Raw genomic sequence first — 26,002 nt, forward strand, 5'->3', positions numbered from 1 at the left:
GCGCGTGATTAGGGCAATGCTGTTGGAAAAGTTCAAGCGTAAAGTCTTCTACCTCGGCGGTTTCGATCCACGTGGCGTGCGTTTCTACCACCAGCTCTATCGCGAGCAGGCGGCGCGCCATGCGGCACTGACGGGCGAAACGCTGGCCGTGGGCGGCCGGCAGGCGGGGGCAGCCGGATCGATCGTATCGGCGCATTGGACCGTCGATAACCCGCAGGCTGGAGTCGAAATCGACTATGAATATCTCCGCTGGGAGGATTTGATCGGCAAGGTGTGGATTCGCAATCCGCTCAGCCTCGCCCTGCGCGCGGCCCGCGCCTATGCCGGCCATGCCCGTCAGATGGATTTCCTGCGGATGCGCCGGCTGCGCAAGGGGCCGGTCGTCACCATCCTCTATCCGCCGCTGCTGGCCGTGCTGATCCCGCTGTTGCTGGCGCTGGCGCCCGCGCTGTTGCTGTCGCTGCTACTGCCCTTCTGGATCGGGGCGATCATCGGCATCGCGTTCAGCGCCTTTCTGTCGGGCCGCATCCTGGCCAAGCTGGTCGTGCCCTGGCTGCTGCGCTTCATGACCTATCATGGCGCGCTGGCCGCGCAGGGACCGGGCGTGGCGCTGGATGAGCGGATCGACCAGTTCGCCGCGCGGATGGCGCAGGAACTGGATGGGAATTGGGACGAGGTGCAACTTGTCACGCACAGCGCGGGGACGATATTGGGGATGCGGTTGATGCGCCGCCTGATCGCGTTGCGCGGCGGCAGCCTGCCCGATCATTTCGTGATGCTGGGGTTGGGGCAGGTGGTGCCGGTCATCGGCCTGCGCCGCGACGCGACCTGGTATCATGACGATCTGCGCGCGCTGACCGACAAGGCCTTCCGCTATGTCGACATCAGTTCCCCGCCCGATGGCGCGGCCTATTATAACGTCAATCCGTTCCGGCTCGTCGCCGACGCCCATGCGGCGCGGGTCGACATGCTATCGCCGCGCTTCCATCTCTTCTACGAGCCGGACAATTATCATGGCGGATGGTCGAACAAATATGAGGCCCATTTCGACTATCTGCGCGTCGGCGATCGGCTCTCGCCGCTCGATTTCATCAGCCTGACCGCTGGCCGCCGCACTGTGGACGACGCCGTCGCCGCGTTCAGGACGATCCCGTGACCGATCTTTTTACGCCCCCCTATCCGCAGCCGCCCCGCACCAAGCGGGGCCTGATCAAGCGGTTTCTGCGCGGCTGGCATAGCTGGATCCATGTGCTGTTCGACAAAAGCTATACGATGAAGATGGGCGAGATCCGCTTGCCCGGACGCACCATGTACATCGCCAACGAACTGAGGCTGGTCGACCAGATATTGCGCGGCGGCACCGCTTATCCCAAGCATAGCGAACTGGTGCGTAACCTCGATCCGCTGATCGGTAACAGCGTCTTTTCGGCCAATGGTGCGGATTGGGAAAGCCAGCGGGCGATGGTCAACCCCGCCTTCGCCCATACTGCGCTGACCAAATCGATGCCGCTAATGGTCGCAGCGGCGGACGATCTGCTCGCCCGGCTCGACGCGGCGGACCGCAGCAAGCCGGTCGATATCGACCCGATGATGACCCATGTCGCGGCCGACATCATCTTTCGCACGCTGTTTTCGCAGACGCTGGATGCCGAGCGATCGAACATCATCCACACCGCCTTTGGCAAATTCCAGCGGCTCGCCCACAGCGCATCGATGCTGCGCCTCTACGGCCTGCCGGCGGGCTGGTTCGAGAAAAGATCCAAAGGTCCGGCGCGGGCGATCCACGACGTGTTCCGGCCGATCGTGGAGGCGCGCTACGAAGGATGGCACGCCCGCGGGCAAGCGCCGCATCGCGACATATTGCAATCGCTGATCGAGGCGAAGGACGCGCAGACCGGCTTAGCCTTCACCTGTCAGCAGGTGATGGAACAGGTGTCGACCATCTTCCTGGCCGGGCATGAAACATCGGCCAGCACCATGACCTGGGCGCTCTACATGCTGGCCGAATGCGCCCATATCCAGGATCGGGTCCGGACGGAGATCGCGGAGGTCGCAGGCGACGCCCCGCTGACCGCGGCGATGCTCAAGGACATGGGACAGGTCCGCAATATCTTCAAGGAGACGCTGCGCCTCTATCCGCCCGTGTCCTTCCTGCCGCGCGAAGTTACCTGCCCGATGCCGATGCGCGACAAGCATCTGGAAGCCGGATCGATGCTGGTGGTCGCGCCCTGGTTGACCCAGCGCAACAAGGATAATTGGGCCTGTCCCCATGCCTTTGATCCCGATCGCTTCGACGATCCGGCCAATGCGGACATGGCGAAACAGGCCTGGTTCCCGTTCGGCCGCGGCCCGCGCGTGTGCGTCGGCGCGGGCTTCGCCCAGCAGGAGGTGATGACGGTGATCGCCAGCGTCGTGCGCCGCTTTTCCCTTGCCGTGCCGGAAGGCTTCAAGCCCGAACCGATCAGCCGCCTGACGATTCGGCCCAGGACGGGAATGCCGCTTCTGTTCAGCTGAGCGCGGCTTCTTCTTCCGGCGCGACGTCGACCATGACTCGCAGGCTCTGGCCCGCGCCGCCGACGAACAGCCCGTCCATCGGCGCGACATCGGCATAGTCGCGGCCCATGGCGACGAACAGATGCCCGTCATGCGTGATGACGCCATTGGTGGGGTCGAAGCCGATCCAGCCGCGCGTCGGGCCGCACCACAACATCACCCAGGCATGCATCGCGTCGGCGCCGATCAGCCGGGGGCGGCCGGGCGGCGGCAGGGTGCGCAGATAGCCGCTGACATAGGCGGCGGGCAGGCCGGCAAGGCGCAGCGCCACCACCATCACATGCGCGAAATCCTGGCACACGCCATGGCGCGCGGCGAAGGCGTCGGCGACCGGGGTGGAGGCATCGGTCGCGCCGGGTTCATAGGCGAACTCGGCCTGGATGCGCCGGGTCAGGTCCAGCGCGGCGGCGACGATCGGCCGGTTCGGGGCCAGCATGGCGCCCACCCAGTCGCCGATCTGGGCGAGCAGCGGCGCGCGCGGCGAGGCGTAGAGATAATGGGCGGGGGCGGAAGGCCCCATGTCGCGATCCAGCAGGGCGGCTTGCGCGACGGTGGCGATCGTGGGATCGTCGGGCTGGGGCACGATCTGCGGGCCATTATCGACCCCGGCGCGGAAGCGGGCTTCGATCGTCAACTGGCGGATCGGGTTTTCGATCACCAGTCGGGCGACGTTGACCGGCCAGGCGCCGGGGCGCGATTCGATGGCGGAGGGCAAGGGATCGACCGTCAGCGCATAGTCGGACGTCCATTGGCCGGTCCAGGGCGCGGGGCGCAGGCGCAGGTTGAAGCGGGCGAGGCGCACGGGGCTGGCGTAGCGGACGATGGTCTGGTGGCGGACATGGTAGATCATGACAGCAGGTCCGGGCTTTGGGTCTTGCGCAGTTGCAGGAAGTAGCGCTGGCCGATCGCATCGGACAGGCGCAGCAGGCGGTTTTCGATATCGCCGATGTCGGCCATCGTCAGCATGTCGCCGGTCAGCGGCGCGAGCCGGGCGACCAGCGCATCGGCCAGCCGGCGGGGCTCTTCAGGCATGCCGTCGGCGCGCAGCGTGGGCAGGGCGGCGACATGCTCCGCCAGCCGGGCCGCCTGATAGGCGATGGCGCGCGGATTATGCGGCTCCAGCGCGACGAGATCGCGCACAGGGGGGAGTGCAGGGCCAGTCAAATAACGGGTGCGATAGCTGATCTGGCTGTCCTGCAGGTCCAGCAGCACGGTCAGGTCGTCGGCCGATGCGCCGTCGCTGCCGAACGTCGTCAGCAGGCGGCAGCCGTTGATGGCGCGTTCCATGCGGCGGCCCATATCGTGGAAGCGCCAGCCCTCGGTCCGGCCCATATTTTCCGCGGCCAGGCCGGACAGCGCGGAAATCCGCTCGATCATGCGGGACGAGGCGTCGAGCAGGGTTTCGGTGACCTGCCCGTCGAAGGCGGGCAGCGGCAGGCGCACCAGCCGCCAGAAATCGCTGGCGAGCCGGTCGCGCAACCCTTCGCCGATATTGGCGACCACGCCCATCAGCGCGCGCACGCTGCCCGACCGGCGCGCGTCGCCGAGCGCGGTGGCGCAGAGCGGGCCGATCGCGCCGTTGCGTCCCGCGATCGCGCCCCACAGCGCCAGTTGATCGACCAGCCGCGCCATGGTGGGCGAGGCGAGCGAGGGGCCGAGGTCGGCCTCGATCGAACCGCCGACGATTGCGCGGACCAGCCGCAGCGTCATTTCTGTCCGTTCGATATAGCGGCCGAGCCAGAAGAGATTGTCGGCCGCCTTCGCCGGCAGCATCCCGCCGATGCGGCGGATCGCGGGTGCGCCGACGCCCAGCAGGCTGTCGGGCGGCACCGGCTTGCTGTCGATCACGCACATGTCAGCCGACATGTCGCCCCGGCCCATGAGCGCGGCGCGAATGTCGCCATGCCCCGCCAGCCGGGCGAAGCCGCCGGGCATGACCCGCCACTGGCCGGCAGCGTCGCGCGCGACGAAGATGCGCAGGGTGAAGGGCAGGGGGGTCAACTGCCCGTCGATGATCGCGGGCGTGGTCGAGAGCTTGACCACCTCCTGCCCGACATAGTCCATCGGCCGCCGCGCCATCGCATCGAGCAGGGCCGCGCGCTGCGTGCCGTCCAGCGCCGATCCGGGGGTGAAATGGGCGTCGGGCAGGCCCGCGACATCCTGATCGAAGGCGGAGCCGACCACCAGATTGTCGAGCTGCGCCCGCACATGGTCGCGCTCCTGCCGCTGGCCGCACCACCAGGTCGCGATATTGGGCAGCAGCAATTCTGCGCCCAGCAACTCGCGCGCCAGTTGCGGCAGGAAAGCGGCGAAAGCGCGCGATTCGATCACGCCGGCGCCGGGCCAGTTGCTGACCATCAACCCGCCGCGGGCGCAGGCGTTATAGAGGTCGGGCACGCCGATATGCGATCGGCCGTCGAAGGCGAGCGGGTCGAGGAAGCGGCTGTCCATCCAGCGCCAGAGGCCATCGATTCGCTTGAGCCCCTGGATGGTGCGCACGAACAGCCGCCCGTCCGACACGATCAGGTCGTCGCCCTCGACCAGCAACAGGCCGAGATAGCGGGCGAGATGCGCCTGTTCGGCATAGCTCTGATTGAAGCGACCGGGCGTCAGCAGGCCGATGCGCGGATCGGTGCGCTCGCAATCGGCGGCGAGGCCGCGGCGCAGCTCGTCGAAAAAGGGGGCGAGCCGCCGGGTGTTCATCGCGCCCAGCAGGTCGCCGGTGGCGCGGGACAAAGCGAGCCGGTTTTCCAGCGCATAGCCCACGCCGACGGGGGTCCGCACCCGATCGGCCAGCACGCGCCATTCGCCGGTCGGCCCGCGGCCGATATCGGCGGCGTAGAAATGAAGATGATGGCCGCGCGGCGGCGGCGTGCCGGTCATTACCCGCCAATAATGGGGGCTGCCGGTAACGATGCTGGCGGGGAGCTTGCCGTCGCGCACCAGCGACTGGGTGGAATAAATGTCGCTGACCACCCGTTCGAGCAGGTTGGCGCGCTGCATCAGCCCGCGTTCGATCTGCGCCCATTCCGCCGCATCGATCAGCAGCGGCACCGGGCCGAGCGGCCAGGACCGTTCCTGTTCATCGCCGGTCAGGCGGAACGCCATGCCCAGGTCGATCGCCTGCCGCGACACATGGTCGGCGAGCGTCGCCGGATCGCCCTGCGCCTGGGTGGACAGCCGCCCCAGCATATCGCGCCAGCGCGTCGCCATGGCGGGCGACGCACCGGCGAACAGGTCGCCGGTCGGTGCGGTGGCGAGATAGGCGTCCGCCCAGGCATCGCCATGACAGGGCGGCGCGAGGGCGTCGGCAGCCATCACAGTCCGCTATGTTTGAAGCGCAGGTCGAGCGTCATCGGGAACTCGTTGGCGGGTTCGGCGGCGGGCATGTCGACCTGGCCGGGCGTATGGCCATAATCCTGAAAGCGTGCCTTGCGCCGCGCCTCCGCCTCATAGCCGTTGACCGGCAGCGTGTCGTAATTGCGCCCGCCCGGATGCGCGACATGATAGACGCACCCGCCCAGCGAACGCCCGCTCCAGCTATCCAGCACGTCGAAGGTGAGCGGCGCATTGGCGGGCAGGTTGGGGTGGAGGCAATTGGCGGGCACCCACGCCTTGTAGCGCACGCCGCCCACGCCTTCGCCCGGCACCGACGTCGCCGTCATCGGCACCTGTCGCCCGTTGCAGGCGACGATGTGCCGCCCGGCGACCAGCCCGGTGGCGCGCACCTGCAACCGCTCGGTCGATGAATCGACATAGCGCACCGTGCCGCCGATCGCGCCGGTTTCGCCCAGCACGTTCCAGGGTTCGAGCGCATGGGTGATTTCCAGCCCTACGCCACCGGCATCGACCGCGCCATGGATCGGGAAGCGGAACTGGCGCTGCGCCTCGAACCAGTTGGGGTCGAAGTCATAGCCTGCGCCGCGCAGGTCGGACAATACCTCCAGGAAATCGGCCCAGACGAAATGGGGCAGCATGAAGCGGTCGTGCAGTGTTGTGCCCCAGCGAACAAGGCCGCCCTGTTGCGGCTGGCGCCAGAACCAAGCGGCGAGCGCACGGATCAGCAATTGCTGGGCCAGGCTCATCCGCGCTTCGGGCGGCATTTCGAAACCGCGAAACTCCAGCAGGCCGAGGCGGCCGGTCGGGCCGTCGGGCGAGAACATCTTGTCGATGCAGATTTCGGTGCGGTGAGTGTTGCCCGTCACGTCGACCAGCAGGTTACGAAAGAGGCGATCGACCAGCCAGGGCGGCGGGGCTGCACCATTGCCCGCGAACGGGTTGGGCACCTGCGCCAGCGCGATCTCCAATTCGTACAGGCCGTCATGCCGGGCTTCGTCGATGCGCGGCGCCTGGCTCGTCGGGCCGATGCACAGGCCCGAAAAAAGATAAGAGAGGGCCGGATGCCGCTGCCAGTAGAGGACGAAGCTCTTCAGCAGGTCCGGGCGGCGGATGAAGGGCGAATCATTGAGCGTCGCGCCGCCCAGCACGATATGATTGCCGCCGCCGGTGCCGACCGATCGGCCGTCCACCATGAACTTGTCGGCGGTCAGTTCGCATTCGCGGGCCAGCGCATAGAGGCGTTCGGTGATCGCGACCGTTTCGTCCCAGCTTGATGCGGGCTGGACATTGACCTCGATCACGCCGGGATCGGGGGTCGCCTTCAGCACGTCGATGCGCGGGTCCGGCGGGGGGGCATAGCCCTCGATCCGCACGGGGATGCGCAGCGCTTCGGCGGTCGCTTCTACTTCCGCGATCAGTTCCAGATAATCTTCCAGCGCCTGCACCGGCGGCAGGAAGACCGACAGATAATGGCCGCGCGGCTCGACGGTGACGGCGGTGCGCACCGCGCCCTCGATGAAGACCTGCTCGACCCGGTCCTGCGCGGCGACGCCGCCGTCCGGCCCGGCGACGCGCTGCGATTGCTGGGCGCGGACTTCCTCGATGCTGGCCTGTTGCGGCGCCTGCGCACGGAAATCGGGCAGGGGTTCGCGCGGCTCGCTGGTGTCGCGGGGATGGATATAGGGATAGTCGGACGGCGGCACATAGGGCAGCGACCCCAGCGGCAGGCGATAGCCCAGCGCCGAATCGCCCGGAACCGCGAACAGGCGGCCGCGGCGCAGCTGCCAGATTTCGCTCTGCCAGCGGGGCGTCGCGGCCTGGCTTTGCCAGCGTTGTACGGGCAGGACGTAGCCGACCGGCTGGTCGAGGCCGCGCTCGAACGTCTTGACCATGCGCGCGCGGGCTTCGGGATCGCTGATCTTGGGATCGTCGGGGCTGGCGTTGAGCGGCAGGTCGGCTTCCTTCACCGCCCACACCGCCGGATCTTCATAGACGGCATGGGTGTATTCGTCAGAAAAGCCCATATTGCCCGCCATGTGGGCGAGGAACGCCTTCGCGTCGGCGGCCGTGACCTGCGCCGCGCCTTCGGGCGCGTCGTCGGGCGCGATCAGGCTGTCGTCGCGCCAGATCGGCGTGCCGTCCTTGCGCCAATAGACCGCATAGGCCCAGCGCGGCAGGCTTTCGCCCGGATACCATTTGCCCTGGCCATGGTGCAGCAGGCCGCCGGGCGCAAATTCGGCGCGCAGCTTGCGGATCAGCCGGTCGGCGTAGGCGGCCTTGGTCGGGCCGACCGCATCGCCATTCCATTCGCCCGCGTCGCCGCCATCTTCGGCCACGAAGGTCGGCTCGCCCCCGGTAGTGAGCCGCACATCCTGCGCGATCAGGTCCGCATCCACCTTGGCCCCCAGCGCCATCACCGCGTCCCAGCGATTGTCGGTGAAGGGCTTGGTGATGCGCACCGCTTCGGCGATGCGGCTGACGGTCATCGCAAATTCGAAATCGACTTCGGCCGGTTCGGCCATGCCGCTGATCGGCGCGGCGGACTTGTAGTGCGGGGTGGCGCAGAGCGGGATATGGCCTTCGCCCGCGAACATGCCGCTGGTCGCGTCGAGCGCGACCCAGCCTGCGCCGGGCACATAGGCTTCCGCCCAGGCGTGGAGGTCGACCACGTCCTGGGTGACGCCCTTTGGCCCTTCGATCGGTTCGACATCGGCGACGAGTTGGATCGAATAGCCCGACACGAAGCGCGCAGCAAAGCCCAGCCGGCGCAGCAACTGCACCAGCAGCCAGGCGGAATCGCGGCAGGAGCCGGTGCCGATGTCCAGCGTCTCCTCCGGCGTCTGTACGCCTGCCTCCATGCGGATGACGTAACCCACCTGTTGTTGCAGGCGGCGGTTCACCTCCACCAGGAAATCGACGGTGCGGCTTTGATAGCCGTCATATTGGGCGACCATTGCCTCGAACCTTGGCCCCTGATCCTCGATATCGAAATAGGCGGCGAGGTCGGTCTTTAGCTGGTCGTCATAGGCGAAGGGATAATTTTCCGCATAGGGCTCCACGAAGAAGTCGAACGGATTGATGATGTCGAGATCGGCAAGCAGGTCGACCTGGATGCGGAAATGATCGACCGGATCGGGAAACACCACCCGCGCCAGCCAGTTGCCGTGCGGATCCTGCTGCCAGTTGAGGAAATGGTTCGCCGGCTCGATCTTCAGCGCATAATTGGGCACCTTGGTCCGGCTGTGCGGCGCGGGGCGCAGGCGGATCACCTGCGGGCCGAGCCGGATCGGGCGGTTGTAGCGATAGGCGGTGAGATGGTGGAGGGCGGCCTTGAGCATGGCCGGATCAAACGCCACCCCCTGTTGCAATGCAACAGCCAATCTCTGAAGCGACGAAGTTTATTGCCTGTATCGGCCAGCTTTCCCGGCCGCTCGCCCCGATGGCGATGGCGCGGGATAATGATGGTGCGGCCAAGAAGACTCGAACTTCCACGGGCTTTCGCCCACAACGACCTCAACGTTGCGCGTCTACCAATTCCGCCATGGCCGCACATCAACAGGGAAACCGGCGGGGCCGGTGCCTTGGTAGGAGGCGGCCCTTAGCAAAGGCTTTTACACCATGCAACAAGTGATCGGCGTCGGCGTTGTGATTGGTTGGAGAAGGTGATGCCGCTGTCGCGCCATAGCGTGAGCGGCCTAGGAGAAACCGCATGACGACGGCGCATTTCTGGATGGGTGCCGGCGCGACCTTGGGCGCGGCGGCCATGATGGGGCTGGGGCTGGGCAGTTATGTGACCAGCCCGCAGGTGCCTGCGCGCAACGCCAGTGAATATGTGGAGACGGTGATCAGCGATCAGGCGGCGACCGACACGTCGTTTGCAATGCAGAAAGGGCCGGGGGCGATCCATTGCACAGGTTGCGGCCCGACACTGGCCGAGCGGCGCTGGCAGGCGGACATGGCGGGGCTAGAATTGGACGCCATGACCCGCGGCGGGAGTAGCGATCCAGCGATGCGGGATTACGAGGCGGAACAGCCGCCTGAAGACATCATGCCTGCGGCCGCGCCTGTGCCGGTCCGTATCGTGCCGCCACAGGCCGCGCGATTCGCCGACGACGCGCCGCCGCCCGCCATCGTGACGCGCACCGGCGCAAGCGCGGTTCCGCCGCCGACGCTGGTGGCGACGACGGCGGAGGGTGTCCGGCCTTAAAGCGGGTCTATTCGGCGGCGACCGTTTCCGCTGCGCTGTCGCTGAGCGGATGGGCGATGCGGCCCAGCATTTCCTTGGGGCAGACCTGCCAGATATAGCGGCGCCAGCGATCCCAGTCGTCCAATATGGTGTTGGACCATTTGCTGTCGGTCGCCACCGCATGTTCGGCGATCAGCGCCTTGACCTGCGCCTCCCAATGGGCGCTGTCCAGTCGCTGCCAGACAATGCCTTCGGGGTTGGCCTGCGCCGGGAAGCTGCCATCCTCGTCCAGGATGAAGGCCATGCCGCCGGTCATGCCCGCGCCGAAATTCGCGCCGGTCTTGCCCAGAATGACGGCTGTGCCGCCGGTCATATATTCGCAGCCGTTCGCGCCGCAGCCTTCGACCACGACCTGCGCGCCCGAATTGCGGACGGCGAAGCGCTCGCCCGCCTGACCCGCCGCGAACAGCTTGCCGCCGGTCGCGCCGTAGAGGACGGTGTTGCCGATGATCGTATTGTCTTTTGACGACAGCGGGCTGGATACGGTCGTGCGCACCTTGATGATGCCGCCCGACAGCCCCTTGCCGACATAGTCGTTGGCGTCGCCGAACACTTCAAGCGTGATGCCCTTGCACAGGAACGCGCCCAGCGACTGCCCGGCGGACCCGCGCAACCGCACGGTCAGATGCCCGTCGGCCAGCGTGGACATGCCGAAACGATCGGTTACGGCGGACGACAGACGGGTGCCGACCGCACGGTGCGTGTTGCGCACCGTGTAGGTCAATTGCATCTTCTCGCCCCGTTCAAACACGGCCTTGGCATCGCGCATCATCTGCGCGTCCAGGCTGTCGGGCACTTCGTTGCGCCAATGGTCCAGGCTGAACCGGCGCTGGTCGTCGGGGGCATCCACCTTGGCCAGAATGGGGTTGAGGTCGAGATCGTCGAGATGTTCGGCCCCGCGATTGACCTGCTTGAGCAGTTCCGTCCGCCCGATCACTTCGTCCAGGCTGCGGAAGCCGAGGCGGGCGAGGACTTCGCGCACTTCCTCCGCGATGAAGGTCATCAGGTTGATGACCTTCTCCGGAGTGCCGGTGAACTTCTGGCGCAGCTTTTCATCCTGCACGCACACGCCCACCGGGCAGGTGTTGCTATGGCACTGGCGCACCATGATGCAGCCCATGGCGACCAGCGACAGCGTGCCGATGCCATATTCTTCCGCGCCCAATATCGCGGCGATCACGATGTCGCGCCCGGTTTTCAGGCCGCCATCGGTGCGCAGCTTCACCCGGTGGCGCAACCCGTTGAGGGTCAGCACCTGATTGGCTTCGGACAGGCCCATTTCCCATGGTGTGCCGGCATATTTGATCGACGTCTGGGGCGACGCGCCAGTGCCGCCGACATGGCCCGCGATCAGGATGACGTCGGCGTGCGCCTTCGCCACGCCTGCCGCGACGGTGCCTATGCCGGCCTGGCTGACCAGCTTCACGCAGACGCGAGCGCGCGGGTTGATCATCTTGCAGTCGTAGATGAGCTGCGCCAGATCCTCGATCGAATAGATGTCGTGGTGCGGCGGCGGCGAGATCAGCGTCACGCCCGGCGTCGAATGGCGCAGCTTGGCGATGAACTCGGTCACCTTGAAGCCGGGCAACTGGCCGCCCTCGCCGGGCTTGGCGCCCTGCGCGACCTTGATCTCGATCTCCTCGGCCGACGCCAGATATTCGGCATGGACGCCGAAGCGGCCCGACGCGATCTGCTTGATGACCGAATTGGCGTTGTCGCCATTTTCATAGGGCTTGAAGCGGTTCGCATCCTCGCCGCCTTCGCCCGACACCGCCTTCGCGCCGATGCGGTTCATCGCGATCGCCAGCGTTTCATGCGCTTCGGGGCTGAGCGCGCCCAGCGACATGCCGGGCGTTACGAAGCGTTTGCGGATTTCGGTGGTGGCTTCCACTTCATCGATGGGCACGGCTTCGCGGGCGAAGTTGAACTCCATCAGGTCGCGCAGATAGACCGGCGGCAAATCGCGCACGCCGCGCGAAAATTGCAGATAGGTCGAATAGCTGTCGGTCGCCACGGCCGTCTGTAACAGGTGCATCAGCTGCGCCGAATAGGCATGGCTCTCGCCGCCCTGGCGCTGGCGGTAGAAGCCGCCGATCGGCAGGCGTACGGCAGCGGCGTCGAACGCCTGCTCGTGGCGCAGCATCGCGCTGTAATGGAGCGAGGCATAGCCCTCGCCTGAAATCTTCGCTGGCATACCGGGGAACAGATCGTTGACCAGAGCGCGCGACAGGCCGACCGCCTCGAAATTATAGCCGCCGCGATAGCTGCTGATGACCGCGATGCCCATTTTGGACATGATCTTGAGCAGGCCTTCGTTGATGGCCGTGCGATAGCGTTCGAAGCAGGCGTCCAGCGACAGGTCGCCGAACAGGCCGCGGCCATGGCGGTCGGCGATGCTGGCTTCGGCCAGATAGGCGTTCACCGTGGTCGCGCCGACGCCGATCAGCACCGCGAAATAATGGGTGTCGAGCGCTTCGCACGACCGCACGTTGATCGATGCGTAGCTGCGCAGCCCCTTGCGCACCAGATGCGTATGGACCGCCGCCGCCGCCAGCACGCCGGCGATCGCCGCACGATCGGCATTGACGCCCTCGTCGGTCAGGAAGATTTCGGTGCGCCCCTCGCGCACCGCCTGCTCGGCCTCCTCGCGAATGCGGGAAATGGCGGCGCGCAGTTGCTCCTGCCCGCCGCTCGCGGGGAAGGTGCAGTCGATCTCGGCCACGGACGGACCGAAATAGGCCTTCAGCCGCGCCCATTCGGCGCTCGTCACCACCGGCGATTCCAGCACCAGCACATGGCTGTTCTGTGCGCCTTCCTCCAGAATGTTGTGGAGGTTGGAGAAGCGCGTCTTGAGGCTCATGACGTGCCGTTCGCGCAAGGGGTCGATCGGCGGGTTGGTGACCTGGCTGAAATTCTGCCGGAAGAAATGGCTGATCGTGCGCGGCTTGTCGGAAATGACGGCCAGCGGCGTGTCGTCGCCCATCGACCCGATCGCTTCCTTGGCGTCCTCCACCATGGGCGCGAGGATCAGTTCCAGATCCTCCAGCGTCAGGTTGGCGGCGACCTGGCGGCGGGTCAGTTCAGCCTTGTCCCAAGCCGGCAGCGCGGTCGGCGCTTCGGCCAGGTCTTCCACGGCCAGGAAGTCCTTGATCAGTTCGCCATAGGGGCGTTCGCCCGCGATCCGGTCCTTGATCGCGCGGTCGTCATAGATTTCGCCTTCGAGCAGGTCGACGGCGATCATCTGGCCTGGCCCCATGCGGCCCTTCTTGACGATGGTGGTTTCGGGCACGACGACCATGCCGGTTTCCGACCCTACGATCAGCAGATTGTCGCCGGTCAGCGTGTACCGCAGCGGGCGCAGCGCATTGCGATCGACGCCGGCCACGACCCAGCGGCCGTCGGTCATGGCAAGCGCGGCCGGGCCATCCCACGGCTCCATGACGGAGGCGAGATAGTCGTACATGTCGGCATGGGCCCTGGGCAGGTCGGCGCTTTTGGCCTGCCATGCTTCGGGGACCAGCATCAGCTTGGCAGTCGGCGCGTCGCGGCCGGAGCGGCAGATCGCTTCGAACACGGCGTCGAGCGCGGCGGTGTCCGACGCGCCAGCCGGGATCACCGGCTTGATGTCCTCCGACTGCTCGCCGAAGGCCAGCGAAGCCATCTTGATCTCGTGGCTCTTCATCCAGTTCTTGTTGCCGCGGATCGTGTTGATCTCGCCATTGTGCGCCAAAGTGCGGAACGGCTGGGCCAGCCACCATTGGGGGAAGGTGTTGGTCGAATAGCGCTGATGGAAGATCGCGACGCGGCTTTCGAACCGTTCATCCTGTAGGTCCGGGAAGAAGACCGACAGCGATTCGGCGAGGAACAGCCCCTTGTAGATGATCGAGCGGCAGGACAGCGAGCAGACGTAGAAATCCTGGATCTGCGCGGCGATGACCTGCTTTTCGATCCGGCGGCGGATCAGGTAGAGATCCTTTTCGAATTCGGCCTGGTCGCGTTCTTCCGGCATCGGGCCGGCGATCATGATCTGCTCGATTTCGGGGCGCGTGCGCTGCGCCTTTTCGCCGATGACGGAGACGTCCACCGGCACCTGGCGCCAGCCATAGATGGTGTAGCCGGCCTCAATGATTTCGGCTTCGACGATGGTACGGCAGGTTTCCTGCGCGGACAGGTCCGTGCGTGGCAGGAAGATCATGCCGACGGCCAGGCGATTGGGCAGCGGCTTGTGGCCGGAATCCGCGATCGCATCGTCGAAGAAGCGCACCGGCAAATCGACATGGATGCCCGCGCCGTCGCCGGTCTTGCCATCGGCATCGACCGCGCCGCGGTGCCACACGGCCTTGAGCGCATCGATGGCGGAGGCGACGACGCGGCGGCTTGGGCGGCCGTCGGTCGCGGCGACCAAGCCCACGCCACAGGCGTCGCCTTCCATATCCGGGTGATACATGCCCTCGGCCGCGATCCGTGCGCGCTCTTCGGGGCTGGCCATGAAATTGGTGTCGGTCATGATCGGGCCTTCCTTCCGATGATGATGGTTTTGAGCGGGCGAGGGGCGGCTTACGCCGCGACCCTTTCGCCCGCCTTGGCCTTGGCCTTCAGATAGCGGTGCATATGGTCGGTGACATCGCGGCCGTCGCGGATTGCCCACACGACCAGCGATGCGCCGCGCACGATGTCGCCGGCCGCGAACACGCCGTCCACGCTGGTCATCATCGTCTTGTGATCGACGCGCAACGTGCCCCAGCGGGTGACGGACAGGTCTTCGCTGCCGAACAGCCTGGGCAGGTCTTCGGGGTCGTAGCCCAGCGCCTTGATGACCAGATCGGCTTCCAGCGTATGTTCGCTGCCCGGATCGGCTTCGGGCGCGCGGCGGCCGGAGGCGTCGGGCTGGCCCAGGCGCATCTTGGTGACCTTGACGCAGGTGACATGCTCCGTGCCTTCGAACGCAATGGGAGCGGTCAGCCAGACGAATTCGACGCCTTCCTCCTCGGCATTGGCGACTTCGCGCTGCGATCCGGGCATGTTTTCCCGGTCGCGGCGATAGAGGCATTTCACCGACTTGGCGCCTTGGCGGATGGCGGTGCGGACGCAGTCCATCGCGGTGTCGCCGCCGCCGATGACGACAACATTCTTCCCCGTCGCCAGCAGCGACCCGTCGTCATGTTCCGGCACCGCATCGCCGAAGCCCGCCTTGTTGGAGGCGGTGAGATAGTCGAGCGCCTTCACCACGCCCGCGGCGCCGACGCCCGGCGCCTTGATGTCGCGCGGCTTATAGACGCCCGTCGCGATCAGGATCGCGTCATGCTTGGCGCGCAGGCCTTCCAGCGTCGCATCGCGGCCGATCTCGAAATTCTCATGGAAGACGATGCCGCCATCCTTGAGGCGCTGGACGCGGCGCATGACCACGTCTTTCTCCAGCTTGAAGCCGGGGATGCCATAGGTCAGCAGGCCGCCGGCGCGGTCGTGTCGGTCATAGACATGGACCTCATAGCCCGCCACGCGCAGATATTCCGCCGTCGTCAGGCCCGCAGGCCCGGCGCCGATCACGCCGACCGACTGGCCGTTGGGGGTGCCGGGGACCAGCGCTTCGACCCAGCCTTCCTTCCAGGCGGTGTCGGTGATGTATTTTTCGACGCTGCCGATGGTGACGGCGCCATGGCCCGAAAATTCGATGACGCAATTGCCCTCGCACAGCCGGTCCTGCGGGCAGATGCGGCCGCAGATTTCGGGCATGGTGCTGGTCAGGTTCGACAGTTCATAGGCTTCGCGCAACCGGCCTTCGGCGGTCAGGCGCAGCCAGTCGGGGATATGATTGTGCAGCGGGCAATGGGTCGAGCAATAGGGGACGCCGCATTGCGAGCAGCGCGACGCCTGTTCCTCTGCTTTGTCGAGAATGAAGCTGCGGCTGATTTCCAGGAAATCGTCGGCGCGGTCATCTGCCGCCCGCTTTTCCGGGTAGGATTGCACTTTGCCCACAAATTTCAGCATCGGATTGTCAGCCATGGATCGCCTCTGAATCTGTTTCAGTAGCGCGCATAGCAGAAAAACCCACGCAGTCACGTGGATTCTAGCATTTAGGACAGCAAAGCTTACTAATAAAATGCCAATTTGTCGCATAGTTGCGAATAGATCGCAAAAACTAACCAGATATAAGTAGCGATTCGGACCTATCGCATCCCCAACCAGATGAGTGCGGCGCAGCCAGCGACGATTCGATACCAGGCAAAAGGGGTGAATCCATGTTTGGACACCAGCCCGACGAACCATTTGATGACCAGCAGCGCGACGAAGAAAGAGACGATGAAGCCCAGCGCGATACTGTCCCAGCCCACAGCCGCGCTGGTGATCTGGTCGCCCTTCTTTAGCAGTTCCAATGTCGTCGCGCCCAACATGGTCGGGATGGCGAGGAAGAAGCTGAATTCCGCCGCGGTGCGCCGTTCGACGCCCAGCGTCAGCGCGCCCATGATGGTCGCACCCGACCGGCTGACGCCCGGAATCATCGAAATGCACTGGATCAGGCCCACGCCCAGCGCGCGGATGGCGGGAATGTCGGCGATGCCGTGAAACCGCTGCTCCTTCACCATGCGTTCGATGAGCAGGATCGCCACGCCGCCCACGATCAGCGCCCAGGCGACGACCTTGGGCGCGCCCAGCAGCATCTCGACATAATCGTGCAGCGCCAGGCCGACGATGGCGGCGGGCATGAAGGCGAGCAGGAGGTTGCGCAGGAACCGCCAACTCACCGGCTCGCGTCGCAGCAGCCCCATGCCCACTGCCCAGAAGGTGCGCCAGTAGAGCACCACCACCGCCAGGATCGCGCCGAGCTGGATCACGACGTTGAACATCGCCCAGGTCGCCGAATCATAGCCCAACAATTCGCTCGCCAGGATAAGGTGGCCGGTCGAGGATACCGGCAGGAACTCGGTCAGCCCCTCCACGATGCCCAGCAGGATGACGGTGAGGTAATGCAGGTCCATGGATGGGCTAGCCTTTTGGCGCAGCATACTCCCGCCTGCGCGGGAGCACGAGGATATGTCAGGCGCGCGCGCGGCCGGCGAAACGGCCGTGGCGGCGATAGCGGACCATCCATTTGTCGGCGACCGCGCCCAGCGGGGTGGGGGCCACGCCGAGCGCTTCCAGCCCTTCCGAGCCGGCCGCCACGACATTGTCGCGGCCCAGCATGGCGAGTTGGTCGCGGCTGATCGGTCCGCCCGGCAGCATCGCCAACAGCGAAGCGACGCCCCGCGGCACATCGATCAACGGCTTGTCGCGGCCGATCGCCTTGGCGATCCAGGCGTTGATTTCTTTCATACTCATCACCTGCGGGCCGGCGACTTCATAGGTCTTGCCGCCATGCACGCCGGGCTGCGCCGCTGCATGGGCGATCGCGTCGGCGACGTCGCCGACATAGACCGGCTGGAATTTGGTCGCAGGCGCAATCACCGGAACGACCGGGAACAGGCTGATGATGTCGGCGAAGCGGTTGAGAAACTGGTCCTCCGGCCCGAAGATGATCGACGGGCGAATGACGGTCGCGGTGGGGAAGGCGGCCTTGACCGCGGTCTCGCCCGCCGCCTTCGACCGGCCATAGGCCGACGGGCTTTCGGCGTCCGCACCGATCGCCGAGACATGGACCAGCGCCCGCACGCCCGCCGCGCCGGCGGCTTTCGCCACATTGGCCGCGCCGACGTGGTGAAAAGCGTCGAAATCGCCCGCCAATATGCCGACCAGATTGACGACGACGTCGCTGCCATGGATGGCGCGGGCTACGCTGTCGGGCTTGCGGATGTCCGCGGCGACGAACTGGGTCTGGCCCAGATTGCCCAGCGTCTTGACCTTCATCGCGGTGGCCAGGTCGCGCTGGGCTATCCGCACCCGCGCGCCCTGCGCCATCAGCGCCTGGGCGACCTGCCGGCCCAGAAAGCCGCCGCCGCCGAACACCGTAACCAGACTGTCCTTCATCACGCGCGTCCCATGTCCAAATTTAAGGGAATGACTCCGCCAACCCCTTGCAACAGCCGCCGCGCGCTGACAACCGCCTTTAGCCGAACCAGCCTTGCAGATCGGCCAGCATCCACAGGCCCAGACCCAGGAACAGCAACGCCGCGCCGATCTGCAACGCGCGCATCGGCACCTTCTTGGCGAGCGCCTCGCCGAACAGGACGGCCGGCACATTGGCGACCATCATGCCCAACGTCGTGCCCATGGTGACGGCGACCAGATTGTCGAACCGCGCGCCCAGCGCCACGGTCGCAACCTGCGTCTTGTCGCCCATCTCGACCAGAAAGAAGGCGACCAGCGTCGTCACGAACACGCCTGCCTTGGTCGGGGCTTTCAGCGGCGCATCCTCGTCGAACGTGTCGGGGATCAGCGTCCAGGCGGCCATGGCGATGAAGGAAGCGGCGACGGCGTAGCGAAACCAGTCCTGCGTCAGAACGCCTGCGATCGAATGGCCGACCAGCGCGGCGAGGAAATGATTGGCGACCGTGGCCGCGAAAATGCCCAGGATGATCGGCACCGGCTTGCGAAAGCGGGTGGCGAGCAGCATGGCCAGCAACTGCGTCTTGTCGCCCATTTCGGCGAGCGCGACGAGCGCGGCGGAAGTGAAGAGAGCTTCCATCGTGAATTTCCGGGGCCGGGCGGAAGTGAAACAGACGCAATGCCACCGTCGCCTCCCGCCCGGCCGGACAGATAAGCGCCGATGCCATTGGTCTCGCCCGATGCGGCTTTTCGCCGCCTCCCATACGCCACGACCTCTCGGCCGAATATGTTGACGCATGGCCCGTTCCTGACACGGAACGGCTGGCTACTCCCCAGATGACGCGCTAGCCTCTAGGCGAGCGGCGCGGGGAAGGCAAGCCATGGCGAAGGACGCGAACAAGACGGTCGAAACGGCGGGGGATGTGGAGGCGTTTCTGGCGGCGGTGGAGCCGGAAGAGCGGCGCGAGGACGTTCGCCGGATCGCCGCGCTGATGGCGGCGCTTTCAGGCGAAGTGGCGCGCATGTGGGGGCCGAGCATCATCGGCTTTGGCCGCTATCGCTATCGCTATGACAGCGGGCGCGAGGGCGAGAGCTGCCGCATCGGCTTTGCGCCGCGCAAGGCGGAGCTGGTTTTCTATCTGGCCGGGCTGGCGGACATGGATTTCGCCACTTTGGGCACGCATCGGCGCGGCAAGGGCTGCCTCTATGTGAAACGCCTGTCCGGCATCGACATGGCGGTATTGGAGGCGCTGATCGTCAAGAGCCTTGCCCATATGGACGAGGTCTATCCGCGATGAAGAGGCTGCTGCCCATCCTGGCCCTGCTGCTGGCCGCATCGCCCGCGCGGGCGCAGATCGAGCAGGCGACGGTCGCGTCGCTCTCCGCCGATCTGGCGGCCGGCCGCATTACCAGTCAGAAGGCGGTGCGCGCCTATCTGCAACGCATCGCGGCGCTGGACCGCAAGGGGCCGCGCCTCAACAGCATCATCAGTCTCAATCCCCATGCGATGCAGGAAGCGGGGGTGCTGGATGCCGAGCGCCGCGCGGGCAAGCTGCGCGGCCCCCTTCATGGCGTGCCGATCCTGCTCAAGGACAATATCGAGGCGGCGGGGATGCCGACCACCGCCGGCTCGCTGGCGCTGGCCCGCAACGATTCGGGTCGGGATTCGTCGGTCGCCGCGGCGCTCAAGGCCAAGGGCGCGATCATCCTGGGCAAGACGAACCTGTCCGAATGGGCCAATTTCCGGTCGGAACGGTCGATGAGCGGATGGAGCGCGATCGGCGGCCTTACCCGCAATCCCTATGCGCTGGACCGCACGACCTGTGGATCGTCGAGCGGATCGGGCGCGGCGGTTGCCGCCGGTTTTGCGCCCGCCGCAATCGGCAGCGAAACCAACGGATCAATCATCTGCCCGGCATCCATGATGGGGCTGGTGGGATTGAAGCCGACGGTCGGCCTAATACCCCGCACCCATATCGTGCCGATCAGCCACAGCCAGGATACCGCCGGTCCGATGGCGCGCAGCGTGCGCGACGTCGCCATCCTGCTGTCTGCGCTGATCGCCAGCGATCCCGCCGACCCGGCCACCGCCGACGCCATGGCCCATGCCAGGGATTATGCCGCCGCGCTTGACCCGACACACATCAAAGGCGCGCGCATCGGCGTGCTGCGCGGCGGCGCGCAGCCGGAACTGCTGGCGCGCTATGAAGCGGCGCTGGCGCTGCTCAAGGGTCTGGGCGCGACGTTGGTGGAGGTAAAGAAGCCGGCGATGGAGGGCATGTCGGCGGCCAGCTACGACGTGCTGCAATATGAATTCAAGGCGGATGTGAACGCCTATCTGGCCTCCACCCGGCCCGATCAGGTGGAGAGCCGGACGCTCGCCGACCTCATAGTGTTTGATGATGCCAACAAAACGTCGGAGTTGCCGCTGTTCGGGCAGGAGATATTCGTCCTGTCGCAGGCGAAGGGCGGGCTGGACGACCCGGCCTACAAGGCGGCGCGCGAAACGTCGTTGCGGCTCGCGGGCAAAGAGGGGATCGACGCGATGCTTGCCGACAACCGCGTCGATCTGTTGGTGACGATCAGCTATGGCCCGGCCTGGCCGTCCGACACGGTGTGGGGCGATCAATATGAGGGGCCAGGCGGCTCCGCCGGCCCGGCGGCGATTGCGGGCTATCCGCATCTGACCGTGCCAATGGGGCTGGTGCGCGGCCTGCCGGTTGGATTGAGTTTCATTGGCGCAGCCTATGCCGAGCAAAGGCTGCTCGATGCGGGCTATGCCTATGAACAGGCGGCGGGGATCAGCAGCAAGCCGGATTTCCGGGCGACCGTGGACAGCGGAACGGAACTGGAGGGGCGTCGGCCCTAAAATTCATCCGGTATAGCAAGAGGCGTGTTCCCGCGCAGGCGGCAATCCAGTCCGCCGTTTGGATCAAGGTTCCCGCCTGCGCGGGAAAACGCAGCGTATTTCACGGCTCGCCGGCGCTTTCCTGCATCCGCCGTTCGGCGAACCATTGTTGCAGCATCTGGGCGGTGCAGCCGGTGAAGCCGTTGCTGCCGATCGCATTGCAGCTATTGGGCAGCGTCTGGCGCTGGGTCTGTTCCATCGTCGCGACTTGGCTGCCCCAGCCGGGACCGCCAGACACGGCGGGTTTTTCCCGCAGTTTCTTGGGGATGCGATAACGCTCCGCCTCCGGCTTGCGCGCGCAGACGACGATATCGTCGCCCTTGCTTTGCGGGCAGGGGTCGTCGCCATAGACCAGCAGGTTGATGATGCGTTCGGGCGGCGGCTCCGCCTGTGCGAGCGCATAGGAGGGCAGCAGAGGGACCAGCCACAGGCCGATCAGGGGAAGTACGACGCGCGGCCGCATAAGATAAATCCTTTTACCACCCCTGTCAGATGCCGGGCGTGCCCAATGCCCGGCGGTTCGTGGATCAGGACGGCATGAACGCCCCAAAACCGTCAGCGTTGCGGTGCGGCGGGAGCCGGTTGGGGCTGCTGCGCCGCCTTTTCCTCCGCCTTCACCCGCGCTTCGATCGCGTCGCTGTCAGCGTCGATGGTCGACAGGCGCTTGGCGCGTTCGGCCGCGACCAGATCCTTCCAACTGGCATTGTCGAGCGCCTGCCGTTCCGCCTTGGCGAGGCGGGACAGTTGCGCGAAGCAGCCGGTCGCGCCGCCGCCGCCGACCGGCGAGCAGCTTTCAGTGCCTTGCCGACCGACATATTCCATCGAGCGGACCCGTTCGCCCCACGCCTGCTTGCTGGGCATATTGGGATCGCCCCGCAGCGGTTCGGGGATGCGATAGCGTTCCTCCTCGCCCTTGCGCGCGCACACGACGATGTCGTCGCCCTGGCTCTGCGGGCAGGCGTCTTCGCCATAGACGATGACGATATTGACCTTTTCCGACGCGGGGTCGGTCACGGCCGTCGGCGCTGTCGCCGGTTGAGCCAGCGCAGGGACGGACGCGCCCAGCATCAGCGCGAAGGCTGCGATCATTCGGGTCTTGCTCATATATCCGTCCTTATCAGAGGCGCTTGGAAAGCGCGATGGCGGCCCGGCATCCCAAACGAATGGCGCCCGACAAAAGGGGGTAGGCGGGTGCTTGTTCGGCGCCATGCGCGAGCGCCGCGTCGCGATGCTCGACCTCCTCCGCCTGGAAATCCGCAATGGCGGTGGAGAGTTCCGGATCGCTGTCGCCCAATTGCGCCAACTGTTCGGCATAATGGCGGTCGATTTCGGTTTCGATCGCCGCGGTGCAGGCCATCGCGGCCTTTGGTCCCATCGCCGCGGTCACCGCGCCCAGCGCGAAGCCGGCCGCGCTCCAGATCGGCGCGAGCGCCGTCGGGCGGACGCCGCGCCGGGCGATCATCGCGTCGAAGGCGGCGCGATGCCGTTCCTCCTGCGCCGCCATGCCGGCGATCAGCCGGCCATAGGGATGGCGATCACCCATCACTGCCAGTTGCCCGGCATAGATGCGCACCGCGCCGAACTCGCCAGCCTGATCGACCCGCACCATGGCGGCGCGATCGGAATCGGACAGGCTCCTGCCGGGGCGTGGAAAATCCTTGGGCGCGGTCATGCTTTTCTCGCTTTAAGCAACAGCGCCAAGATGGCGAGCGCGGCGGCCCCGGACAAGAGGCCGTTATAGCCGGCGAGCGAAATGCCGAGGAGATCCCAGGGCGCGACGTCGCAGCGGACGATCGGGGTCGCCCAAATCTGGTTGAGCAGGTCCGCCCCGCCGGCCGGGGTGGTGGAGCAGGTGGTCAACCCTTCCCACCAGCCATATTCGACCCCGGCATGGAACAGGCCGATCAGCCCGCTAATGCCGATGGCGAGGCCGGCCAGCCCCGCGAACAGCGCGCTGACGCAGGCGCGGCTGCGCAGCGCATAGGCGATCAGCGCCAGCGGGATGGCGGCCATATGCGGGTAACGCTGCCACCAGCACATCTCACAGGGGTGCAGGCCGCCAATATATTGGGAGGCATAGGCCCCGCCCAATAACAGGACCGGGGTCAGCAGGGCGATGGTGCGGGCAAGCGGGATGCTCTTCATAACGCCCGCTTAAAGCCTTGGCTTGCTTTCGTCATGCTGAACTTGATGGTCTGGACGCATCATGGCGTGTTCCCGCGCAGGCGGGCATCCAGTTCGGACGGTGGGACTGGGTTTCCGCCTGCGCGGGAACACGCTGTTGATAGCCGTTATTTCGCCCCCGGCTTGCGCGCGGCGACCTGCGCCTGGGCGATGGTCGCGCCGGGCGTGCTGGCGAGGCGCGCGATCGTCTTGAGCGCATAGTCGAGCTGGAAATCCTCGATGCCCTTCTTCTTCAGCTCCTCGGCCGACAAAGCGAAGCGCGGATCGTCCTTCGTGTCCTCCTCCAGCGCCTTGTCGTCGGTCTTGATCTCGTTGATCAGATGACGGCGCAGGTCGCTCTCGCGGAATTTCGGACGATTTTTGTAATCGGGATCGGATAGCTGCGGCACGCGGATGTCGGGCTGGATGCCGCCTTCCTGCACGCTGCGGCCCGACGGCGTATAATAGCGCGCGGTCGTGAGCTTCAGCGCCGTGGTGTTCGACAGCGGCAACATGGTCTGGACGCTGCCCTTGCCGAAGCTGCGTTCGCCCATCACCAGCGCGCGATGCTGGTCCTGCAACGCGCCGGCCACGATTTCGGAAGCCGAGGCGGACCCCGCATCGACCAGCACGATCACCGGCAGACCCTTCGCATCGTCGCCGGGCTTGGCATAATAGCGTTCGACATCGCCCTTCGCCCGGCCGCGTTGCGACACGATCTCGCCGCGCTCCAGGAAGGCGTCGCTGACCGTCACCGCTTCGTCCAGAAGGCCGCCGGGGTTGGAGCGCAGGTCGAGGACATAGCCGGTGGGCTTGTGACCCAGCGACTTGTCGATGCTGCGGATCGCGGACCGCACGTCCGCCCCGGTATTGGCCGAGAAGCTGACGATGTTGATGACGCCGATATTGTTCTTCACCTCCCATTTCACGGGCTTCAACTGAATGATTTCGCGCGTGAGGGTCAGTTCGATCGGCTTGTCGCGGCCCGCCCGCACGATCGTCAGCTTGAGCGCCGTGCCGGGTGCGCCGCGCATCTTGTCGACCGCCTCGTCCAGCGTGCCGCCATAGATGAGCTGCCCGTCGATATGGGTGATATAGTCGCCCGCCTTGATTCCCGCGCGCCAGGCCGGGGTATCCTGCGTCGGCGCGATCACCTTGACCGCGCCATCCTCCTGCGTGACCGAGAGGCCGAGGCCACCATAGCTGCCCTCGGTCTGGGTGCGCAGATTCTGGAAATCGCGCGCGTCGAGGAAATTGCTATGCGGATCGAGGCTGGCGAGCATCCCGTCTATCGCGCCCTTGATCAGCTTTTCGTCATCGACCTTTTCGACATAGTCGCTGCGGACCTTCTGGAACACGTCCATAAATTCGTCGAGCGCCTTGTAGCTCGACGCCTCCCCGTCGGCGAGGGCTGCGGTGGTGGCAGGGATGAGCGCAAGCGCCCCAAGCGCGACGGCGCCCTGGAGGAAGGTGGATTTCATGGCTGTCCTAGATTCCGGCATCTGATCCCCGATATAGGCCGATTCGCGTGCCAACGCAAAAGCGCGCTTCGATGAATGTCGCGCAGGGTCGATGAGCGTCGGGTTAACCGAGCCCCACCAGCGGCACGATATCGACCGGGCGGCCGTTGCGGCGCAGTTCGATGGTGATGTTGGGGCGTTCCGCGCCGGTGATGCCGACCGGGTCGCCCTGGCGCACGCTATCGCCGACCTGGGCGGTGACGCGGTGCAGGCCGGTGATGAGCGTGGTCCAGCCTTGGCCGTGGTCGATGATGAGGATCTGGCCATAGTCGCGATAGGGGCCGGCGAAGGCGACGCGGCCGGCGGTGGGGGCGATCGCCTGGGCGTCCGGTTGCGTGACCAGGGTCAGGCCGCGCGAGCGGACGCCGCCGTCATTGACTTCGCCCATGCCGGTGACGAGCTGGCCGATCACCGGCAGGCGATAGGGGGGCGGGCCGCCGACCGAGGCGGTACGTTCGGGCGCGGCGGCGCCGGCCTGGTCGGGGCGGGCGGGACGCAGCAGCGGGCCGGACAGCGCGGCCAGCCGATCGCGCAGGTCGCCCGCGTCCTCCAGCCGGTCCATCAGATCGACAATGTCGCGCGCCCGTTCGCCCAGCGCCAGCGCCCGTTCGCCTTCCATGCCCGCATTGGCGCCATAGTCGCGGGCGGCGACCCGCTTTTGCGCTTCGAGCGCAGCCAATGCTGTCTGGCGGTCCTTGCGGTCGGCCTGCGCCTTGCCCAGCGCGTCGGCGGCCTGCCCTGCGGTGGCGCGCAGGGCGCGGCTCTTGTCCAGTTCCAGGCGCAGGCCGGCGGTGCGTTGTTCGATCACCGGCAGCACCTGCCCCAGCACTGCGCGCATATGGACCGCGTCGCCGACCGATCCGGGCTGGACCAGCGCCAGCGCCAACGGACGGCGCGCCATCATTTGCAGCGCGGCGGTGAGGCGGACGACCGGCTCCTGCTTGGCCGCAAGGCGGCTGGCCTGGGCGCGCTGCATCCGGTTGATGATGGCGATGCGGGCCTGTGCGGCCTGGATGTCGGCTTCGGCCTGCTGGATGCGGGCGGCGACCGCGGCGGCGCGGCGGCGCGCCTGTTCGGCTTCGTCGCGGGCGAGGCTGGCCTGCTGTTCCAGCCGGGCGGAACGGTCGCGCGCCTCGTCCGACTGGCGGCGGGCGGCTTTGAGCGCCTGCTGTTCCTGCGCCAACGTGGTGCCGGCGGTGCCGGACAGGATGATCGCGCTGTCGTTGGCGGCGAGCAGGCGCGTGGCGGCCAGGGCCATCAGGCCCGCCACTGTGCTTGCGATGAGGAGGTTGC

Annotated in this window: 19 protein-coding genes, 1 tRNA gene and 1 riboswitch; of the genes, 5 read left to right on the forward strand and 15 right to left on the reverse strand. The window is 66.3% G+C overall.

Features of this window, described 5'->3' with window-relative positions:
• Positions 1-22 precede the first annotated feature (22 nt).
• Together EWH12_RS12180 and EWH12_RS12185 are read left to right on the forward strand one after the other, a co-directional pair.
• Positions 23-1,156, forward strand: coding sequence for a hypothetical protein (locus EWH12_RS12180; protein ID WP_129926778.1), 1,134 nt, complete (start codon positions 23-25; stop codon positions 1,154-1,156).
• A complete protein-coding gene (locus EWH12_RS12185) occupies positions 1,153-2,514 on the forward strand; it encodes a cytochrome P450 (protein WP_129926755.1) in 1,362 nt (453 codons plus the stop codon). The genes EWH12_RS12180 and EWH12_RS12185 overlap by 4 nt, the downstream gene beginning before the upstream one ends.
• Here EWH12_RS12185 and EWH12_RS12190 read toward each other — a convergent pair.
• The 4 genes from EWH12_RS12190 to EWH12_RS12205 all read right to left on the reverse strand — a co-directional run bounded on the left by EWH12_RS12190 (position 2,507) and on the right by EWH12_RS12205 (position 9,441).
• Positions 2,507-3,403: a transglutaminase family protein gene (locus EWH12_RS12190; RefSeq protein ID WP_129926756.1), complete on the reverse strand. Its 897-nt coding sequence runs from the start codon at positions 3,401-3,403 to the stop codon at positions 2,507-2,509. The genes EWH12_RS12185 and EWH12_RS12190 overlap by 8 nt on opposite strands.
• A complete protein-coding gene (locus EWH12_RS12195) occupies positions 3,400-5,871 on the reverse strand; it encodes a circularly permuted type 2 ATP-grasp protein (protein ID WP_129926757.1) in 2,472 nt (823 codons plus the stop codon). Before EWH12_RS12195 ends, EWH12_RS12190 begins: the two co-directional genes overlap by 4 nt.
• On the reverse strand, positions 5,871-9,230 hold the full coding sequence (locus tag EWH12_RS12200) for a transglutaminase family protein (RefSeq protein WP_129926758.1): 3,360 nt from the start codon (positions 9,228-9,230) through the stop codon (positions 5,871-5,873). The genes EWH12_RS12195 and EWH12_RS12200 overlap by 1 nt, the downstream gene beginning before the upstream one ends.
• A gap of 124 nt (positions 9,231-9,354) precedes the next feature.
• Positions 9,355-9,441, reverse strand: a tRNA-Leu gene (locus EWH12_RS12205).
• Positions 9,442-9,601: 160 nt separating this feature from the next.
• On the opposite strand from EWH12_RS12205, the gene EWH12_RS12210 reads away from it, so the two are divergent.
• Complete coding sequence (locus tag EWH12_RS12210; RefSeq protein WP_129926759.1) at positions 9,602-10,099, forward strand: hypothetical protein; 498 nt, start codon at positions 9,602-9,604, stop codon at positions 10,097-10,099.
• A gap of 7 nt (positions 10,100-10,106) precedes the next feature.
• Here the strand turns inward: EWH12_RS12210 and gltB are convergent, their stop codons facing one another.
• From gltB to EWH12_RS12235, 5 genes are all read right to left on the reverse strand, one after another.
• Complete coding sequence (gltB, locus tag EWH12_RS12215; RefSeq protein ID WP_129926760.1) at positions 10,107-14,645, reverse strand: glutamate synthase large subunit; 4,539 nt, start codon at positions 14,643-14,645, stop codon at positions 10,107-10,109.
• Between the two features lie 50 nt (positions 14,646-14,695).
• Positions 14,696-16,141 (reverse strand): NAD(P)-dependent oxidoreductase, encoded by a 1,446-nt coding sequence (locus EWH12_RS12220; RefSeq protein ID WP_129926761.1) that lies wholly within the window; start codon positions 16,139-16,141, stop codon positions 14,696-14,698.
• 164 nt (positions 16,142-16,305) lie between these two features.
• Positions 16,306-17,115: an undecaprenyl-diphosphate phosphatase gene (locus EWH12_RS12225; RefSeq protein WP_129926762.1), complete on the reverse strand. Its 810-nt coding sequence runs from the start codon at positions 17,113-17,115 to the stop codon at positions 16,306-16,308.
• A gap of 58 nt (positions 17,116-17,173) precedes the next feature.
• Complete coding sequence (locus EWH12_RS12230; RefSeq protein ID WP_066606596.1) at positions 17,174-18,100, reverse strand: complex I NDUFA9 subunit family protein; 927 nt, start codon at positions 18,098-18,100, stop codon at positions 17,174-17,176.
• 79 nt (positions 18,101-18,179) lie between these two features.
• The gene (locus EWH12_RS12235; protein ID WP_066606593.1) at positions 18,180-18,758 is read right to left on the reverse strand and encodes a TMEM165/GDT1 family protein; all 579 of its coding nucleotides are present in this window, start codon (positions 18,756-18,758) and stop codon (positions 18,180-18,182) included.
• Between the two features lie 17 nt (positions 18,759-18,775).
• A riboswitch (yybP-ykoY riboswitch) is annotated at positions 18,776-18,966 on the reverse strand.
• A gap of 33 nt (positions 18,967-18,999) precedes the next feature.
• Here EWH12_RS12235 and EWH12_RS12240 point away from each other — a divergent pair.
• Both EWH12_RS12240 and EWH12_RS12245 read left to right on the forward strand, forming a co-directional pair.
• Positions 19,000-19,416 carry a DUF1801 domain-containing protein gene (locus EWH12_RS12240; RefSeq protein WP_066606589.1) on the forward strand — a complete coding sequence of 139 codons (417 nt, stop codon included), beginning with the start codon at positions 19,000-19,002 and terminating at the stop codon, positions 19,414-19,416.
• A complete protein-coding gene (locus EWH12_RS12245) occupies positions 19,413-20,987 on the forward strand; it encodes an amidase (RefSeq protein WP_129926763.1) in 1,575 nt (524 codons plus the stop codon). Before EWH12_RS12240 ends, EWH12_RS12245 begins: the two co-directional genes overlap by 4 nt.
• 100 nt (positions 20,988-21,087) lie before the next feature.
• Here the strand turns inward: EWH12_RS12245 and EWH12_RS12250 are convergent, their stop codons facing one another.
• The 6 genes from EWH12_RS12250 to EWH12_RS12275 all read right to left on the reverse strand — a co-directional run bounded on the left by EWH12_RS12250 (position 21,088) and on the right by EWH12_RS12275 (position 25,967).
• A complete protein-coding gene (locus EWH12_RS12250) occupies positions 21,088-21,489 on the reverse strand; it encodes a hypothetical protein (protein WP_129926764.1) in 402 nt (133 codons plus the stop codon).
• A 92-nt stretch (positions 21,490-21,581) separates the two neighbouring features.
• Positions 21,582-22,130, reverse strand: a complete 549-nt coding sequence (locus EWH12_RS12255; protein ID WP_066606580.1) for a hypothetical protein — start codon at positions 22,128-22,130, stop codon at positions 21,582-21,584.
• A 13-nt stretch (positions 22,131-22,143) separates the two neighbouring features.
• Positions 22,144-22,698 (reverse strand): demethoxyubiquinone hydroxylase family protein, encoded by a 555-nt coding sequence (locus EWH12_RS12260; protein WP_066606578.1) that lies wholly within the window; start codon positions 22,696-22,698, stop codon positions 22,144-22,146.
• Entirely contained in the window at positions 22,695-23,171 is a 477-nt protein-coding gene (locus EWH12_RS12265) for a disulfide bond formation protein B (RefSeq protein ID WP_066606575.1), read from the reverse strand. Before EWH12_RS12265 ends, EWH12_RS12260 begins: the two co-directional genes overlap by 4 nt.
• A 146-nt stretch (positions 23,172-23,317) precedes the next feature.
• Entirely contained in the window at positions 23,318-24,670 is a 1,353-nt protein-coding gene (locus EWH12_RS12270) for a S41 family peptidase (protein ID WP_066606572.1), read from the reverse strand.
• 103 nt (positions 24,671-24,773) lie between these two features.
• The gene (locus tag EWH12_RS12275; protein WP_408021515.1) at positions 24,774-25,967 is read right to left on the reverse strand and encodes a murein hydrolase activator EnvC family protein; all 1,194 of its coding nucleotides are present in this window, start codon (positions 25,965-25,967) and stop codon (positions 24,774-24,776) included.
• Positions 25,968-26,002 lie beyond the last annotated feature (35 nt).

It is taken from the genome of Sphingobium cupriresistens (assembly GCF_004152865.1).
In the GTDB taxonomy this organism is placed as follows: domain Bacteria; phylum Pseudomonadota; class Alphaproteobacteria; order Sphingomonadales; family Sphingomonadaceae; genus Sphingobium; species Sphingobium cupriresistens.